Annotated in this window: 18 protein-coding genes; 13 read left to right on the forward strand and 5 right to left on the reverse strand. The window is 33.0% G+C overall.

The features are described from left to right. The first annotated feature begins 31 nt into the window (after positions 1–31). The 13 genes from EXIGUO8A_RS17155 (at position 32) to EXIGUO8A_RS17215 (ending at position 12,413) form a co-directional block, all read left to right on the forward strand. On the forward strand, positions 32–1,240 hold the full coding sequence (locus EXIGUO8A_RS17155) for an MFS transporter (protein WP_159304112.1): 1,209 nt from the start codon (positions 32–34) through the stop codon (positions 1,238–1,240). A gap of 98 nt (positions 1,241–1,338) precedes the next feature. Next, positions 1,339–2,298, forward strand: a complete 960-nt coding sequence (locus EXIGUO8A_RS17160) for a TIGR03571 family LLM class oxidoreductase (protein WP_159304113.1) — start codon at positions 1,339–1,341, stop codon at positions 2,296–2,298. Between the two features lie 463 nt (positions 2,299–2,761). Further along, the gene (locus EXIGUO8A_RS17165; RefSeq protein ID WP_159304114.1) at positions 2,762–4,702 is read left to right on the forward strand and encodes a P-loop NTPase fold protein; all 1,941 of its coding nucleotides are present in this window, start codon (positions 2,762–2,764) and stop codon (positions 4,700–4,702) included. A 5-nt stretch (positions 4,703–4,707) separates the two neighbouring features. Continuing rightward, positions 4,708–6,216 (forward strand): hypothetical protein, encoded by a 1,509-nt coding sequence (locus tag EXIGUO8A_RS17170; RefSeq protein ID WP_159304115.1) that lies wholly within the window; start codon positions 4,708–4,710, stop codon positions 6,214–6,216. Between the two features lie 1,110 nt (positions 6,217–7,326). Further along, positions 7,327–7,911, forward strand: coding sequence for a TetR/AcrR family transcriptional regulator (locus EXIGUO8A_RS17175; protein ID WP_159304116.1), 585 nt, complete (start codon positions 7,327–7,329; stop codon positions 7,909–7,911). 212 nt (positions 7,912–8,123) lie between these two features. Then, positions 8,124–8,732, forward strand: coding sequence for an FMN-dependent NADH-azoreductase (locus tag EXIGUO8A_RS17180; RefSeq protein ID WP_159304117.1), 609 nt, complete (start codon positions 8,124–8,126; stop codon positions 8,730–8,732). A gap of 32 nt (positions 8,733–8,764) precedes the next feature. After that, positions 8,765–9,154, forward strand: coding sequence for a DUF4267 domain-containing protein (locus tag EXIGUO8A_RS17185; RefSeq protein WP_159304118.1), 390 nt, complete (start codon positions 8,765–8,767; stop codon positions 9,152–9,154). An 11-nt stretch (positions 9,155–9,165) separates the two neighbouring features. Then, on the forward strand, positions 9,166–10,044 hold the full coding sequence (locus EXIGUO8A_RS17190) for an alpha/beta fold hydrolase (RefSeq protein ID WP_159304119.1): 879 nt from the start codon (positions 9,166–9,168) through the stop codon (positions 10,042–10,044). A 6-nt stretch (positions 10,045–10,050) separates the two neighbouring features. Continuing rightward, entirely contained in the window at positions 10,051–10,584 is a 534-nt protein-coding gene (locus tag EXIGUO8A_RS17195; RefSeq protein ID WP_159304120.1) for a carboxymuconolactone decarboxylase family protein, read from the forward strand. Positions 10,585–10,607: 23 nt separating this feature from the next. Then, complete coding sequence (locus EXIGUO8A_RS17200; RefSeq protein ID WP_159304121.1) at positions 10,608–11,018, forward strand: nuclear transport factor 2 family protein; 411 nt, start codon at positions 10,608–10,610, stop codon at positions 11,016–11,018. Positions 11,019–11,036: 18 nt separating this feature from the next. After that, positions 11,037–11,489 (forward strand): DUF3237 family protein, encoded by a 453-nt coding sequence (locus EXIGUO8A_RS17205; protein WP_159304122.1) that lies wholly within the window; start codon positions 11,037–11,039, stop codon positions 11,487–11,489. A gap of 23 nt (positions 11,490–11,512) precedes the next feature. Continuing rightward, on the forward strand, positions 11,513–11,920 hold the full coding sequence (locus tag EXIGUO8A_RS17210) for an OsmC family protein (RefSeq protein WP_159304123.1): 408 nt from the start codon (positions 11,513–11,515) through the stop codon (positions 11,918–11,920). Positions 11,921–11,933: 13 nt separating this feature from the next. Next, a complete protein-coding gene (locus EXIGUO8A_RS17215; protein ID WP_159304124.1) occupies positions 11,934–12,413 on the forward strand; it encodes a Dps family protein in 480 nt (159 codons plus the stop codon). A gap of 1,124 nt (positions 12,414–13,537) precedes the next feature. Here EXIGUO8A_RS17215 and EXIGUO8A_RS17220 read toward each other — a convergent pair. The 5 genes from EXIGUO8A_RS17220 to EXIGUO8A_RS17240 form a co-directional block, all read right to left on the reverse strand. Next, positions 13,538–14,323 carry a CPBP family glutamic-type intramembrane protease gene (locus tag EXIGUO8A_RS17220; RefSeq protein ID WP_159304125.1) on the reverse strand — a complete coding sequence of 262 codons (786 nt, stop codon included), beginning with the start codon at positions 14,321–14,323 and terminating at the stop codon, positions 13,538–13,540. Between the two features lie 78 nt (positions 14,324–14,401). Continuing rightward, complete coding sequence (locus EXIGUO8A_RS17225; RefSeq protein ID WP_159304126.1) at positions 14,402–15,232, reverse strand: class I SAM-dependent methyltransferase; 831 nt, start codon at positions 15,230–15,232, stop codon at positions 14,402–14,404. Between the two features lie 21 nt (positions 15,233–15,253). Further along, positions 15,254–17,026 (reverse strand): efflux RND transporter periplasmic adaptor subunit, encoded by a 1,773-nt coding sequence (locus EXIGUO8A_RS17230; protein WP_159304127.1) that lies wholly within the window; start codon positions 17,024–17,026, stop codon positions 15,254–15,256. A 2-nt stretch (positions 17,027–17,028) separates the two neighbouring features. Further along, positions 17,029–17,520, reverse strand: coding sequence for a DUF305 domain-containing protein (locus tag EXIGUO8A_RS17235; protein WP_201304134.1), 492 nt, complete (start codon positions 17,518–17,520; stop codon positions 17,029–17,031). 12 nt (positions 17,521–17,532) lie between these two features. Continuing rightward, positions 17,533–18,240: a PepSY domain-containing protein gene (locus EXIGUO8A_RS17240; protein WP_159304128.1), complete on the reverse strand. Its 708-nt coding sequence runs from the start codon at positions 18,238–18,240 to the stop codon at positions 17,533–17,535. Positions 18,241–18,242 lie beyond the last annotated feature (2 nt).

Raw genomic sequence — 18,242 nt, forward strand, 5'->3', positions numbered from 1 at the left:
TTTTGTATCGAACAATTAAATACAATGTACTATGAAAACTACAACAATACAGGGCTCCCAAACGGTAGCCAAAAAGAAGAGTCTACCAGCAGCATTATGGGCATTGACCATAAGTGCATTTGCCATAGGAACAACGGAATTTGTAATTGTAGGTTTATTATCTACCGTTGCAAACGACCTAGGCACATCATTAACATCAGCAGGATTATTAGTAAGTCTGTACGCCATTGGTGTTGCCATTGGAGCACCCATTTTAACTGCCTTAACTGGTAAAATTCCAAGAAAACAATTACTAATGGGTATAATGTTACTATTTATAATTGGTAACGGTTTAGCAGCTATCTCACCAAGTTTTGAGTTGTTGCTATTATCTAGAGTCGTAACAGGTTTTGCACACGGTGTATTCTTTTCTATTGGGTCTACCATTGCTGCTAGTTTGGTTCCAAAAGATAAGCGAGCAACAGCTATTTCTATAATGTTTGCAGGTCTTACTGTGGCTATTGTAACTGGTGTGCCTTTAGGAACATATATCGGTCAGAATTTTGGATGGAGAGCTACTTTTATTGGTGTTGCCCTTTTAGGATTAGTAGGTGCAATAGCTAGTTTAGCTTTGGTTCCTAAAAACATTAAACAATCGGCTCCATTACGACTTATAGACCAATTAAAAGTGATTAAGAATCCGTCTATTTTATTGGTGTTAGCCATTACTGCATTTGGTTATGGTGGTACGTTTGTCACTTTTACCTACTTAACTCCGCTGTTAGAAGAAGTGACTGGTTTCTCTTCGGATATGACTAGTGTATTTCTTTTAATTTATGGTATTGCCATCGCGATTGGGAATATCATTGGTGGTAAAGTATCTAACAATAAACCAGGCAAAGCATTATTAGTAATGTTTGCTTTACAAGCGATAGTATTGTTTGTGTTATACTTCACCGCTTCTAGTCAGATTTTTGCTATAGTAACCTTGTTTTTTATGGGAATATTAGCGTTTTCAAACGTACCTGCATTGCAATTATACGTGGTGAAGATGGCTGAAAAACACTTACCAGGAACCGAAGATGTAGCATCTGCCTTAAACATTGCAGCTTTTAACGTCGGTATTGCTATTGGTGCCTATGTAGGCGGAATGGTTGTAGAATCGAGCTTAGGTATTGAAGCGACTCCTTGGGTAGGTGGTATTCTAGTAATTGTGGGATTCTTGTTAACCTTAGTTTTATTCAAAAAAGAAAAAATATAAATATCAAAAACTACATACATAATAGAAAGATTCCCTTAATGCTAAATAATTTATCAGGTGTCTTAACGGATACCTGATGAATTTAATAAAAACACACTATGAATCCATTTGATAAACTATACAAACCAGGTAAAATGACACTTGGTATAGAGTTTCCTTTAGATAACGATTGGTCAACCGATGGAAATCGCAAACGTTTGGAAGATAACAGACCTTTCGGAGTTCCAGATATCTCCAATCACTTAGCATTAGCACAACAAATTGACGAAGCAGGATTCGCAGCTTTATGGATGCGAGATGTTCCTGTGTACGACCCAAACTTTGGCGATGGTGCGCAATTGTTCGATACGCTTCCATATTTAGGTTATTTAGCTGCCGCTACTAAAAACATTTTGTTGGGTACAGCTGCCATAGTATTGCCATTACAACAACCTATAAAATTAGCGAAAGCTGCTGCTACCATAGAAAATTTAAGTGACGGCAGACTATTGTTAGGCTTAGGTTTGGGAGACAGACCTGTGGAGTTCCCAATGTATAATATCGACTATAAAAAAAGGCCTGAAATCTTTAGACAAAATCTTGATATCATCAAAGAAGCTTGGAAAACAAATAGTAATTTAAAATCTAAATATGATTTTTTAACTAGTGGTATTGAAGTGTACCCTAAACCGAAAAATGACATTCCGCTTGTAGTAGCTGGTCATTCCGGACAAAGCATTAATTGGATTGCTAAAAACGCGCAAGCTTGGTTTAATTATCCTAGACCTGTTGCCGAAACTTTGGAGAGCAGAAAATACTGGTGTAATGCTTTATATGATGAAGACCAAGCAGCAAAACCTTATATTTCGGCTATACATTTAAACCTATCTAAAGATGACAATGCTACTTTTAGACCACAGCGTTTTGGAGGTACGGTAGGCATTAATAATCTTACCGAATATTTAAAGTCCTATGAAAATGTAGGAGTCAACCATATGGCAATCAACCTAAGAAAGTCTGAAACTCCCGTAAGTGAGGCTATTGCTAAAATTGAAGAGGTTGTATTGCCGGAGTTTTAGTCTGTATTGTTATATTTCTAGATAATATTTAAGAAATTTTAAGTTACTGTCTACACAGGATAATTTCTACTTTGTATGCGTCGTTACCACGATACGCTTTTTTTGAAAAATTGTACTATAATGTTTCGCATTATGTAACTTGAGCTTTGATTACAGCATAAAATATGAAGGTCTGGGAGACCTTTATATTTTTGAGCGAGATGGAGCGCTAGCAAAGTTGTTACCATCTTAATTGATTTTTTTCTTTCTAAAAACTTTCTTTCAAAGGTAATGGAACACTTATTATACGAGCCGACGGTAGGAGGGGAGTGGTAATGTGTATGGAATGGTATTTTACTACAAAAATTAATTTTAATAACGGATTCCCGTAATTGATTACTTGTTAAAAAAATATATATTTACATACCCCCTCTTCTTTTAGAAATTTAAAATTCATTCGGCAGTTTTTCTGCAATAACAGCGTATGGAATTAAAGGAAAAGTTTAGAAAATGCCTAAGGCGTATGAATAAGAATAAAAAAGATGTTGCCAATGAATTTCAATTCATTTCTGAAAAACCCTTAGATAAGGGACTGTTATTCGGACATGGAGAAATGGTGACAACCTTAAAGCGTGTAATTTTTAAAAGCCCTGAATCATTTACCATAGGACTTTTTGGAGATTGGGGTTCAGGGAAAAGCTCTATTGCTGAAACACTTCAAAGTGAACTACAAATAAACACTATTCCATTATTAATTTTTGATGTATGGAAACACGAAGGAGATGCTCTAAGGAGAACATTTATCAAGGAAACTCATCATTTTTTTAAGAATAGTAAAATCTGGAAGAAAAAATATAAGGGAAAAGATGAATTGTTATATAATTTATCTAGGTCTAAAAAAGGTATTAAAAGAAAGCCACTTACAGTTTGGCAACTTCTTAGAGGTGCAATATTTCTCCCTGTATCAATACTAGTTTTAGGTTTATTGGTTTGGTTGATAACGGATAAGGTTTTAGGTCTAGACTATTTTCAAAAAGATGATATTCCAGGGGCCGTAACTACTTTTTTAGGCTTATTCTCAGTTTCATTCTTATTTAAATATGCTCAAAAATTTATTGAAAACATTAAAGGCGATAAAGTAGAATACATTGAAGAAAAAATTCAAGATCCAATTGAATTTGAAAATATGTTTAAACAATTAATTAATAATCTAGATGATGAAATAAAGAAAGTAGTGTTTGTATTCGACAATTTGGACAGAGTTAGCGGCGAAAAGGCTATTCAAATTATGTCGACAATAAAAACATTTTTGGATCCAATTGATAAATCAATAAAAGATAAGAATATAGTGTTTCTGATTCCCTGTGATGAAACAGCAATTAAAAGACATTTAAGAAAAACACTAAACTATTCTAAAGATTTTAAAGGGGATGACTATCATAGGTATGCTGGAGAATACCTCAGAAAATTCTTCAATACAATTCTTTGGATTCCAGAATTTTACATTAGCGAATTAGAAGATTTAGCGGAAAAAAAACTTGTAGAAACTAGAATTGGTGATTTCAAAAATGATGAACTGTCAGCCTTAATCGTTCTAGTATTTGATAAGAACCCAAGACAAATTATTCAATTTATAAACATATTGATATCAAATTATTTATTAATTAAAGAGAGGCCGATTGAAGGCTTTTCGCTCAAAGAGGATATAGCAAAGCTGGCAAAGTATCTATTGTTAATCCAAAAATTTCCTGATATAATTAGTCTATATAGAAACACACTAAATTATGACCTAGATTCATTTCCCTCTGAGCTCAATGAAGAGATTGATCAAGAAAGGAAATTTTCAAAGAAAAGAGTAGCGGAATTTAATAGTTTCTTAAAAAGAACAGAACATGTCAGAATAGAATCGCTTGACATTTTTTTTAAATTAAGAAGAAGTGTTTTTGAAAGTAAGTTAGAAAATAGTGCGAAGCTAATCAACTTAATAGCTACAGGTCAAATAAGCGAAATGGCAGAATATGTTAAGTTGGGCAAGGAGAAGGGAAGTGATGAATATTATGAGGTTATAGAATCAACCAAGGAATTCGTTGACAATCTAGATTTAGAAGGAAAAATTCATGATTTGAGTCAAATAATGACTGAAAAAATCAGGAAAATCAAAAACCCCATTTTACTAGCAAAATTTGTGCAAGGTCTTTTATATTTTCTTGAATATAGAAATATTGATTTAGAGCCTGAGGTTTTTAGAATTATATATAACCAATTAAAGCAAAATGGAAATAACATTAGTGAAATTAATCCTAAACTTCTATTGGAGAAGTGCTATTCTAAACTTGTGGACATTTCAGATAGGAAAACCTTCAAAGAATTAATATCAATAAAGCATATAGAAGATTTTGTCGGTGCACATAAAAAAACTGCTTAATTAAGATGGCGATAGAAATTACAGAACTGCAAAAGAATGAACTATTAGAGAACTTCATTCAACATCCAGAATTTTATAATCCGAAAGAGTTTGCTTCCGTAAGGGCGGTAATAATTGAAAATTATTATGATGACTATGAAATATTAGGGAAGATAAGTTCATCAAATAAGACGCGTTCATTATTAAGTTCATCCTCACTATGGAATAAAATAATTAAAGCCGTAGAGGAACAAAGGTTTGAATTTAGAAGTGATGAAATAATTACAGATATTTTTTTTATACTCGAACAGGTTGAAAAACATGAGGATAGATTTATTACCGCTGAGGTTAGAACTGCATCACTTGGATTTCTAACTTATGTATTTGGGTTAGTCGATAAACAAGTTGCCAACACAGGAAAGACTAATGATTTCGTAAAAGAGTTGAATGTTTTGTTTTGTTTTTTTAAAAAAGTTGTCGATGGCCTAAAAATTGAGCAAGTTGAACAGACCAGATATCAAGGCATGTTTAAAAAAGTTCAACAAATGTTCTTATTTAGTAATAACAAGAATGCATCAACCTGGTTCAAATTTTATTTTCATTTCCATGATAAAAAATTATCGAACAACAATTTAGAAACTGGTATAAAAACAACAATAGCGACGTATTTTAAAGTTACTAATAATGCCAAAGTGTTAAAAGATAATATTGAGGAAATTAAACCTGTTGAGGAATTCATTGCTCTAGAAGCTAATTATGAAAATGAAATTTATAGTAGAGCTAAATCTGATACCAAATATTTCAACGAGTTTTATGAATTTTTTAATGATGGAAAAAAACAATCTCTTTTGGAGAGTTGGATACCAAAATCTGCCGATGAATTCAAGGAGGTTTTAAAAAGTTCGGATTCTGATATTCCAAATAAACTAAAGCTTGGAAATAGAATATTACAGAAAACAAAAACCCTAAGTAATATTAATGAACGAGAAGGTTTTTATGATTCGTTTTTTGTGCTAGATTTAAGTAAAGATGAAATTAGTCAAACTGATTTTTCTGGCCAGATAATAAATATTGTTTGCAGTACAGATGTTAATCTACATCAACTAGGAATAAAACAATACTTAGAAAATGGCAAATATGTTGTAACCCAAGATCTAAAAAATAAAGCCGTACCCTTTCTATTTTCTATTATTACCAATTTGAATGCCTATCATAAACAATTTGAAAACATTTTAAACCTCAAAATTGGTATTTATAAAAGACAGTTTGATAAGGAAATATGTGATACCAGTAATTCTGTAGAATATATTAGTAATTATCTAATCCAATCTGGCAATTATAATTTCTATACCACCGTTATTTCTAAACTCTTGGATTATACTATATCAATTATCAATGAACGGTTTATTACAAATATAAATAATCAACCCAAATATCTTGAAATGCTAAAACATATTGATAACCAATCTAATAAGAATAAATTACCAGAGAATGTTTTAGATAAACTAAAATCTTTAATTTCTTCGGGAGTTTAATGCCAAAGAGAATTTTGGCTAAAACAATAGGGGAGAGTAGCGTTAAGAATTTTAGGGGGTTGGTTACAATAATTGTTGACCACCTATATTGGTTCTTTTACCTTAAAGCAGTCTTGAGAGTTACAATGGATCCTAAAATTTAGGGACTAAGCCGTACACCTGCCTGCCGGCAGGCTGGTTGTTTCTAAATTCCGATAGCTATCGGAACTTTCAGCCTTGATTTTTTTTGTTTAGTTCAATGCATGTTTATTGTTTATAAAGGTATTCATGAATCTCCTTCGTCGATTTCGCCAGCGCATCGTCTCGCTCAAAGTATACTTTGCCGTATCAAGAAAAAAAGAAAAGAGACTTCAATCAACGCCGTGCTAGTCAATGCCAACGCTACATCTGGCCCAAAATTTCAGAGATACTTAATCTCTAAAATTTATGTCCTATTTTACATAATGTTAGAAGTACCTTAAGAAAAGATTCAAACAAGACGAGAGGTTAGCAAGGGCTAAGAAATTATCTCGCTATGCCAAAGCACCGTCTCGCTCATATTTTAAAAGGTCTACCAGACCTTCCAAAATACTGCCGTTAGCTGTTGCGGCAAGCTTACGAGAATGCTCTAGAAAAAAAATCTTGAACATATTTCCTCGAATATGAGAATTTTAAACAATTCTAAAAGGATAGCTTTTAAATTCGTGACAAATAAGATTAGCCAGTGGCTGATATTATTTGGTGGCGAGATGAAACGGCTGCCTCAATTAGCATATAGTTGAACTTACCGTAGTTTCGTTTTTACATAATTACTTTGTTATAATTCTCCTGCGGGATTTATAACGTAACTATGTAAAATAGCGCGGAAATGCGCTATACACGAAACTACAATAATTGTATTATAATGTTCTGCGTTATGTAACTTGAGCTTTGGATAAAAGCGAAAGTTGTTACTAAAGTTTCTTAAAAAAATTTATTCTCAAAAGTTTCTTTACGATTTTAATGAAACACTCTTTACACGAAACGACGATAGGAGAGTAGTGGAATGTGTGTGAAATGGAATTCAAGCTAATAAATTAAATTTGTAATAACTATTACATTTATTATTTTTGATAAAACTAATTATATAATATGGCAGGAAGACCAAGACGCTATAAAGAGCAAGAATTAATAGATAAATCTATTCCTGTTTTCTGGGAAAAAGGATATAATGGTGCAACAGCTAAAGACTTAATGGAGGCTCTTGATATAGGCCAAGGCAGTTTTTATAATATTTTTAAAGGAGGGAAAAAAGAATTATACCAAAAATCATTAAAAAGATTTTGGGCAATTACAAAAAAAGAAATTGATGAAGGAGTGAAGACAATTGGTGACCCAATCGATTTTATTAGAACTTTATATTATTCTAAATTAGAAAGAAGTACTCAGGATATTATGAATGGTTGTTATTTTGGAAATGCCGTTGTGGAATTTAGAAATGTAGATAAGGAGACGAGGGATTTAACATCTGAATTAATGCTTTTTTTAGAAAAAGAATTAAAACAATTAATAATTGAAGCACAGAGATTAGGAAAATATGACAAGGAAAAATCTGCGAGTGTTACTGCTAAATATTTATTGAATTTATTTAATGGATTCAATATTACGCAACGAATTAATCCTGATGTTGAAAATCTTAAAAAAATGTTGGACGAAAATTTAAAAATTTTCGATTAAATATATTTTCACTAAATTTATCTTAATTCGTTACTTGTGGTTATGTCAAGATGCCATAGGTAACGTTTTGTGTTTTATTGGTTTTTATTTTGTAACGCTTATTACATAATAGAGAATATTCAAACCTTTTCAGGTATATGAATATCCTATTTTGTAATGTTTATTACATAATAAGAAAACAACTATAATTAACTAAATATAAATTCTTTAAAATGAAACAAATTCTTCACATTATCGCTTCACCAAGAGGTATGAACTCGGATTCAACTAAACTTGCTAATAACTACTTAAAATCACTTTCAGATATCGAAGTGGACACTTTAAATCTTTGGCAAGAGCCACTAATCGAATTCGATGGTGATAAAGCAGCAGCAAAAGGTACTTTCTTTGGATTTGGAGAAATGACAAATACACTTCAAACACATTGGGATAAGGTTGTGGAAGTGATAGACAGATTTAAAGGAGCAGATGAGTATGTTATTTCTGTTCCTATGTGGAATGGTAGCATTCCTTATAAATTAAAGCAATATATAGATGTTATAACACAACCTCATTTTACATACAAGTTTCATCCTGATACTGGCTATTCTGGACTTCTAGAGAACAAAAGTGCTCGTTTATTTTTTACTTCTGGTGTATATGGATTAAATACACCGCCTTCTTGGGGTGAAGATTACCATTCTACATATCTCAAATGGTGGCTAAATATGATAGGTATTACGGATATTAAGGAAGTAAGATTCCAGCCTTCTGCTGTAACAGCTAACCCAAAAGAAGAATTTAGTATTGCTCTTGAAAAGGCCAAAAATTTAAGCAAATAAAAATCTAATCATTAATACTAAAATTTAAAATTATGAATGTATCTAAACTAATGAACCCTATTATCATAGCTACCGGATTCTTCCTGATAATACTCGCTGGAGGTCGTTTTCTTTTCGATCCAATTGGTGGACAAAATGCTTTCGGAATTCCACAGGTTGAGACAAATGGTAACCTTTCATTCCATTACATCAAAGGTATACGAGACGTCATTGTAGGAGTATTTTTCTTGATTTTAGTCTATTACAAGCACTATAAATTATTGGGTTGGTTCTTATTAGTTTCTGGCGTAATTGCAGCTACCGATGCATGGATCGTTTTAGGATATAATAGGAATAATGTTTTAGATGCATGGATGCACTTATCTGCATTACCAATTTGTATTCTTGGATGCATTTATTATTTAAGAAAAAATACTAACTAAATTCAAACAAAATGAATAATTCTAAAGTAAACCAAAACCCTAGTTGGTTAGATACAAATGAATACCCTTTCAAAAGAAATTATTTTGATTTACCTGTGGGTAGAATGAATTACATAGATGAAGGAGAAGGTGAACCAATAGTAATGCTTCATGGTAATCCAGGATGGTCTTTTGAATATAGAAATCTTGTAAAAGAAATGTCAAAAACTCATCGCTGTATAGTACCAGATTATATTGGTTTTGGTTTTTCAGACAAACCCTATAATTGGGATTACAAACCAGAAAATCAAGCTAAAAATATTGAACTTTTTTTAGACAGCCTAAATCTTGAAAAATTCACATTAATGATTAATGATTGGGGAGGCCCTATAGGCATGCATTATGCATTGAAATATCCAGAAAAAGTTTCAAAACTATTTGTTTTAAATACTTATTTCTGGTCAGTAAAAGGAATACCTCATATGGAAGATTTTAGTAAAAAATTAGGAGGTAAAATTGGGAAGTTTCTAATTCTAAACTTTAATATTTTCGGAAAAGTGGTAGCTAAAAAAGTGGCTGGAAAAGGTTTAACTAAAAATGCACATAAGCATTATTATAAGCATCTGACAACTAAACAAGATAGAAAGGGATCTTGGGTATTTCCTAGAGAAATCATAGGCTCTAGTGAGTGGTTAGCAAGTTTATGGGAGAAACGTAAAAAAGTGACTCACATTCCAAAAATAATGATTTGGGGAATGTTAGATCCCGCCTTTACGCAGAACGAATTAGATGTTTGGACAAATGAATATAATGACTCCAGAGTTGTAAAACTTGAAGGAGTAGGACATTTTCCTCAAGAAGAGAATCCTAATGCAGTAATCAAAGAACTTAAAGCTGAACTATTAAATTAAAAAAAAATGCAAAAATTTAACATACCATCAAAAGACGAAGTATCTCGTGTTAATCAAAACCTGTTCGATGCCTTAAAAGGTAAACTTGGCATGGTTCCAAACTTGTACGCTACTATGGCATACTCTGATACTGGTTTAGAAAATTATTTGAAATTACAACAAGGAAAAACATCTTTCTCCAATAAGGAAAAAGAAGCAATAAACTTGCTTGTAAGTCAAGTAAATGGCTGCAATTATTGTTTAAGTGCACATACAATGCTTGGAAAAATGAACGGTTTTAATGATAAAGAAATTCTTGAACTAAGAAGAGGATATGCCTCATTTAATGATAAATTAAACTCATTAGTACGTTTAGCTAAAGAAATTGCAGAAACAAAAGGTAATCCAACAGAATCAAGTCTTGAATCATTTTTCAATTCTGGTTATTCAAAAGGAAGCTTAGTAGATTTAGTAATAGCCATAGCAGACAAAGTAGTTATGAATTATCTGCACAATATAACAGATGTACCTATTGACTTTCCAATGGCACCTGAATTATAAATATTTTAATAGAGCAACTAAAAATGGAAATAAAATATCCTTTGCCTCCATTTACTCTGGAAACGGCAAAACATAAAATTCAAGCAGCCGAAGATGGCTGGAATAGCAAAGATCCTATAAAAATATCAATGGCTTATACAATTGATACCGAATGGCGTAATAGAAATCAATTTGTTAATGGTAGGGAAGAAGTGCAAGCTTTTCTCGTTGATAAATGGAAAAACGAGCTCAACTATAAATTAAAAAAGGAATATTGGGCACATACAGAAAATAGAATCGCAGTAAGGTTTGAATATGAATATCAAGATAAAAATGGACAATGGTGGCGAGCTTATGGAAATGAAAACTGGGAATTTGATTCAAATGGTTTAATGCAAAAAAGATATGCCAGTATTAATGACTTGGCAATTAATGAAAAAGATAGAAAATTATAATTATTAATAATAACTAAAATGAATATACAAGTAGAAGAGTTAATATATACTGCAAATTTTGGGATTAAAGGACTAACAGAATTTGGGTATTCTTTTGAAGATATGATTACAGGGCAAAAAGCAATACCTGCGGAAGGTTCACAGTTTAATATTTTGCTAGAAGGTGAAGTAAAAGGTGAAAAACTTAACGGAAAATTTGAAGCAATAGATTATATGCGAGTAAGAAATGATGGTGGTTTTGAACTAAGTTTATTTGGAACTATCACTGTTGAAGAAGGAATAAAAATTGCTTGGAGCGCTTCAGGTACAGCGTTACCAAATCCAGAAACTGGTCAAATGTTTTTAAACGAGGAAATAAAAATGTTTACAAACAATAAAAAGTACAATTGGGTAAACAATATGCTTTTTTGGGGTAGAGGAGTAGCCAATTTGGCCACTCAAGAATTAGAAGTTAAAGTATATAAACCATAATTATAGTTTCAAAAATAATCTTAATGAGAAAAGTTACAGCTACTATAGGCAAAAATCCTTACAAGACAACTATTACAAATGGAACTCACCAAGTCATTGCAGATGAACCCATTCCACACGGAAAAGATTTAGGACCAACACCATATGATTTATTGCTAAATGCACTTGGTGCATGTATTTGTATGACAGTGAAAATGTATGCAGATAGAAAGAATTGGGATTTAGAAGAACTAAAAGTTGAGTTAACTCAAAATAGAGTATATCATGAGGACTGTATAGAGTGTTCTTCAGAAGAAGGTTATGTACACGTTATAGATAAATGCATAACGATAAGAGGTAATCTAAATGATAAACAACGAAACAGATTACTTGAAATAGCAAACAAATGTCCAGTACATAAAACCTTATCTAAAGAAATTTTAATTCGATAATAAAATAGATTATATGAATAATATAAGTAGTATAGGCTTAAACAAAGAAAAGAGTAAAGAACTAGCAGATTTATTAAATGATCTGCTTGCCAATTATTCTATATTTTATCAAAATGTCAAAGGATATCATTGGAATATAAAAGGTAACAAATTTTTTGAATTACATCTTAAATTTGAAGAATTGTATAATGACCTCTTCATAAAAATTGATGATATAGCTGAAAGAGTTTTAACTTTAGGCTTTGAACCAGAATTTAGATTTACAGATTTTTTAGAAAAATCTAAAATACTAGAAAGTAAAGGAGTTTTTAAAGCAGATAAAATTGTTGAAGAACTCCTTTTTTCTCTTAAGGTTTTACTTGAAAAACAAAGGAAGGTTCTCAAATATTCAGAAGAGATAAACGATGAAGGAACTAATGCATTGATGAGTGATTATATAAGAGAGCAAGAAAAATTAGTATGGATGTATTCAGCATATACTTTTGAATCTTGATGCTTCTTCAGGCTTCTTTAATAGGCCTCATAAAATTTTGGACAAAACAATAGGCGAGTGGAACGGCCATATTTTAGGGGTTTAGTAATACAGTTTATTAGGAGATTCTATTTTACATAATATTTCTACATAATCTTAATAGTTACGATGTTTCCTAAAATATAGTGGAAGGAACCGTTTATTGTTTCCAAAATTATATGCAGCCTTGATTTTTTGTTTCTTTTGCATCAAGGCAAAAGATATTTAACACTAAAAAGAAAACTTGAATTAGAGTTCTACATATAACAAGTGTATAGATTATTTAAAATCGATTATCCAGTGGATGATTGGTTTTAAATACATTCCTTTTTAAATAATTTATACTCTTGTGGCAAGCTCACGAGAAATGCGAAGCATTCACGAACACCTCTAATACAATATAAACGACGTGAGTAATCGCGTAAAATTTTTTTTGACGTACATTTTATCAAATACGCGAATTTTAAAACAAGACGAAAAACAAAGCTTTTATAATGCGCTGGCAAGCGGCTGGAAATTGTGTTTAAAATAAATTGCATTATGCAATTTGGCTTTATAAAGCAATTAACGTTGGCAGCGGATATTTTACATAACGGCAAATTATGGTACATTTTAATGAATCATGAAATTTACGAGAATCATTTATTTGAAAATTTCTGTACCATAGTTCAGAATATCCAATTTATACGAGAAGCTCTATTTTACATAGTATCATTATAGCTACATAGAATATGCACGTGAATCGCCAGCGCGCCATCATTCTTAAATATTGCTTCATCCACTGGATAAACCAATATTATAAAATGTACTATAATTTATATTATGTAAAATAGACTTTTTAATATCCACTATTCTAAAACTTATACAATCATTAAAATTCTTACTTCACAGGTCCAAAGTCTGCATCTCGCCGACTTTTAAATCATCCATAGGATAATTCAAAAGCTCGCGTATGTAAAATAGACTTTTTAACAATCCACTATTAGTTATATATTTCATCGCTATTAGAAAAATTTAAAATCCAACTTACAAGTCCACCAACATCGTCTTACCGACTTCTAAATCATCCACAGGATAACTAGAAGCTCGCGTTAACAAATTTCAAACTAAGAAACCTTTTTTGGTTTTGAGTGAATTTTAAGTGGCAAGAAATACATAAAAACCAACATGATCAGAAAATATAATACGGCAAATATGGTATAGGTATAATCCCCGGCATCTGGTGAAATTGGTAATAATACCAAAGACATGTTCAACATAGATTGTATCACCAAAACACAAATACCGCTTTTAGTTTTTGAATACACTATGGCACACATACCTGCTGCGCCCATCATATTCAAGAATAACGGCCACACCGGTAAATCTTCTATTACTCCCACGTTAATATAAACAGAAGGCAACCACCATAAAGACCATACAAAACCAATAATCTGAGTAGCCAAAAAAGGATTAATTTTCTTTGAAAGAACACGCACAGCATACCCGATCCAAACCACCTCACCCAAAAATGCCCATGACAACAAGAACAAAGTGAATTTTAAAGTAGGTATATATAATTCGAACTGAAGAAAAGATATATCGTTATGGTATATGGCTTTGATCGATAAGGTGATGAGCCCTATTGTAAATGCGAACAGTAAGCTAAATACATACCACTTTGGGTGTACTTTCCAAACCAGCATAGGTCTGAACAAATTCTTGATTCCCTCATTGCCCTTTGTAATTTTCACAATGAAAACTAACAAGAAAAACAATGCATAAAACCTACCGTTGGTATATGGAAAAAACTCTATAAGCCCCCTACTCTTTGCAAAGGTTATAGCAAAATTCAACAATGGTGCCAGGGTTAAAAACACCCAGATTTCGTACTTTTTTAAAAAGTTAATCATTTTTGTGGTCATCGGTATTCTCGTAGTTGTGGTTTGGTTATTTAGTTAAAATCTTATGCTGAGTCTTTATACCAGATTCTATAGATTTATGGCGCCGAACACTTCAAAATCAGCTTCTTTTTGCACGCCTTCAATTACAGATTGATACCATAAGCTAAACCCTGATTCTTCAAAAAGCTGCGTGTAGTTATGAGAGAATGACCGCTCTATTCCATAGGGTTGCGAGTTTGGATTTTTAGTAAAATCAACATCTACCCCTTTTGGCTCGATTGCTATGAAAATGATGTTTTTCAAATGGTTTAAATAGCTGAACAGTTGATTTAACTGTTGTTGTGTAAAATACTCTAAAACACCACCCGAAGTTAAAATGATCATATTGTCCGTTCCGTTTTTCCTGATCCATTCAGAACCATCGGAGGCTACAAAGTCAATATTTGTAAATTGATGGTACTTTTGGATGTTAACTTCTACTTGCGGTGCACTCAAATCTATACCGACGAATTTTTCTATTTGTGGAAACTGTGTACTCAAATACCCTAAAACCTCTCCGTTACCGGTACCAATTTCTATCATGGTATGGTATTTTTTAGGATTGTCGTTAAGAAGTTTTTTTAGCCCTTCAAATACAGGTAAGCAATGTGGTAAAAAGAAATCGTTTAATACACTATCTTTTTCCGAAAAATATTTTCTGCCGGTTTGCTTCCAAAAGTTTTTATGATAATCGGCAAGTAGATTGAAATCTTCATTTTTCTCCGCTTGTTTTAAAAGGGCGGCGCGTATTAGCCGCTCATTTAAATTCAGTTCGTTACCTACATTAAAACTGATTCCTTTTTTTATTAGAGATTCAGCTTTTTTACGTTGCAACTGCATTAAAATTGCACCTGTAAATTCTTTAATTTGCTTTTTCATGTCATTTTTATGTTCTGCGGTCTATTGAATCACTTGTACTACACTACCACAGGTTAACATACCACTATCAAAATATGGGTTTCTAATTTCTTCATCAAGACTTAGCCAAACCGCACCTTGGTTATTATTGGCCATAGGGCATCGCTGTACGTATAAGTTTTCAGCAGGTGATTTCAAATTCATGGTAATAGCTACTATATGTTCATTTAAGACTACTAAATGTTCCCTTTGTTGTTCTAGATTACCACTATTACCGATTGCCGAGAACATGTCGATACTTTTTTCCAAATGTTCTTTTTCAAGTGTACCCAAATCTTTTTTGGGTAATGATTCAAAAGCAGCAGCCGCTTTTTTGGCCAAAGAAGTAATTTGCTGGGGTTCACCAGAAACAAATGCATCTTTCATTTCTAAATAGGTATGCAAGGCCTTTGAAAAATCATCTTGAAAAGACTTTGAAAATTCCATCTCCATATGAGATGATGTTTCAGCTTTATTACTAGTAGCTTCCACCCCAGTATGATTTTCATGACCGGTCATTACCCTTCCTCCCATTTTGTTCATCATAGATTTTTTACCCTGTAGCTGTGCAGCGGCATCAATGGTAAACGTACCATTGGTAACAATTTCCTCTCCATGCTGTAAGCCGTTAGCGATAGTTATGTTTTCACCATTTCTACCATTGATTTTTACTTCCCGCATTTCAAAAATGGGTTGATCCACACTAGTTTTTACGTATACTAGAGACCGCTCCCCCGTCCACATTACGGCACTTGCCGGTACGGTAATAAATTCCTCATTATGGTTGGTGTCACCAGATATTTTACCGGTAACGAACATACCTGGCTTAAATAAATCATCTGTATTTTTAAGAATGGCCCTAACGATTACCGTACGAGTAGCATTGCTTAAAATTGGGTCTACAAAAGATATTATTGCCTCAAATTCTTTTGCTGCATAAGCATTTGACACTACTTTTATTTTCTGCCCAACTTTTAAACTTGGTATTTGATTTTCATAAGCATCGAATTCTGCCCAAACCGTAGTAAGGTTACTCACTTTTAATATAGGCTGACCTTGTTTTACGTAGTCTCCTTCCCTAGCCGTAACCTCTGTAACGGTACCGGTTACCGTAGCATAGATAGGAAAATTGTCCTTAACCTTACCTGTAGTTTCAATTGCGGCAATTTGAGCATCGGATAATTTCCATAATTTCAATTTATTCCTCACCGCTTCATATAACGCCGGCTGAGATTCTTTTAGGGTTGCCGTGGTCAAAAGCTCTTGTTGTGCCGCAACCAAATTAGGGGAGTAAATGGTCGCCAATAGCTGGCCTTTCTGGATCTTTTGCCCCTCATAATTAACATGTAAACGTTCTAATCGACCATCAAAATAACTGGCCTGTACCGCATTATTTTCATCATTGGGTACAATTTTACCGGAAAGTAAAATACTGTTCTCCCCAGATTCACCGGCAACCGAGCCAACTATCGTTGTTTGAATATTTGCCAAGGCAACGGCATTTTCGGTCATTTTAATTTCGTTGGCCGAAAGTCCGTCCGCACTTGTCTCCGCAGGTATTAAATCCATACCACATATAGGGCAATCGCCTGGTTCTGGCTGCATAATCTGTGGATGCATAGAGCAGGTCCACATTTCACTGGACCCAACCTCTTCATGGTCATGATCATTGAGCACTTTTTCACCCGGTGCAGTAGAATTATTGCCAAATATAAAATAGCCACAAAGCAACCCTACGAACACGGCGGCAACTAGGTAAAGAACATTTTTCTTCATACTTATTTTTCGTTTTCAAGGCGCTTGATCATCGCCTTCATTTCTTCGATTTCCTTTTTTTGTGCTTTGATAATATCATTGGCCAACTTTTTGACCTCTGGATCCTGAATATCTGCACGCTCACTGGTTAAAATTGCAATAGAATGATGCGGTATCATTGCCTTCATCCACAACACATCGCCTACAATGGGTGCTTGTACCCTAACCAAGCCCAAAGCACCTAAAAACAAAGCTATACTACCAACGATTATAACTATATTCTTTTTTCTATTCTTATACATATTACGCATTGCAAAAAACATGATCAATGCCATGGTCGAAATACCCAAACAACTCATATAAAACCTTGTGAGACTAAAATAAACATGGTCTATAGCATAGGTGTTTAGGTACATGGTGATGTACATGGCCACAAACGATGCCCCTAGCATCAATGCAAATTTTGTATAGTTATTGGTATCCATTTTATGATTTTTATGTTCTTCTGTTTTCATGATTTTTTAGTTTTAATTCAACTTCTTTTTAATTTTCCTAATAGTAGGCGAACTTGTATACCACAGTAAAAATCCGCTACCAACGGTAATCAATCCCAAAAGGGAAAAGGCTCTAAGTATTATATTATTAAAATTGTCCCTGCCTTGATAATCCATAGTGTGGGTCATCCAAAGAAAATCGAACCAGCGCCAATCTCTATATCTAACTGTTTGAAACCTGCCATTATTGACAGCTACATAAGCCTTTAAGTTTTTATCTGTCTTATAAGAAATTTCATAAGCAGGTAAAGGTCTTCCGCGATATTCATGATGCTTGCCCACAGCATCAATTTTCTGTATTTGCCCACGTTCTAAGTCAGAAAGCATAAAGCGGTCTGCAACTTTTAATGCCTCTTGTTCTGTGAGCCCTTCTTTTATTACCCCTGTACGTGCGTTAAAAAGCTTTGTTTTGTTGATCCAATAATAAGGTTGCCCAGCAATTTCCAGCAATTCTAAAGTTTTGATAGGTTCTTGAATAGCTATTTGGGAGCTTCCTATCAAATTTGAAAAAGATGCCTGTTCAGGAACTACCTTTTTATAATGATCCCCGTGTATTTCATCTATATCCGTCCAACTAAAATACATTCCACTAATCGTCCACATCAAAAACTGAATACCTAAAAAGATACCCAAATACCTATGTGCTTTTCTTATTCTTAATGCCGTTTTACGCTTTACCATTT

The organism is Maribacter litoralis (genome assembly GCF_902506355.1).
GTDB lineage: Bacteria > Bacteroidota > Bacteroidia > Flavobacteriales > Flavobacteriaceae > Maribacter > Maribacter litoralis.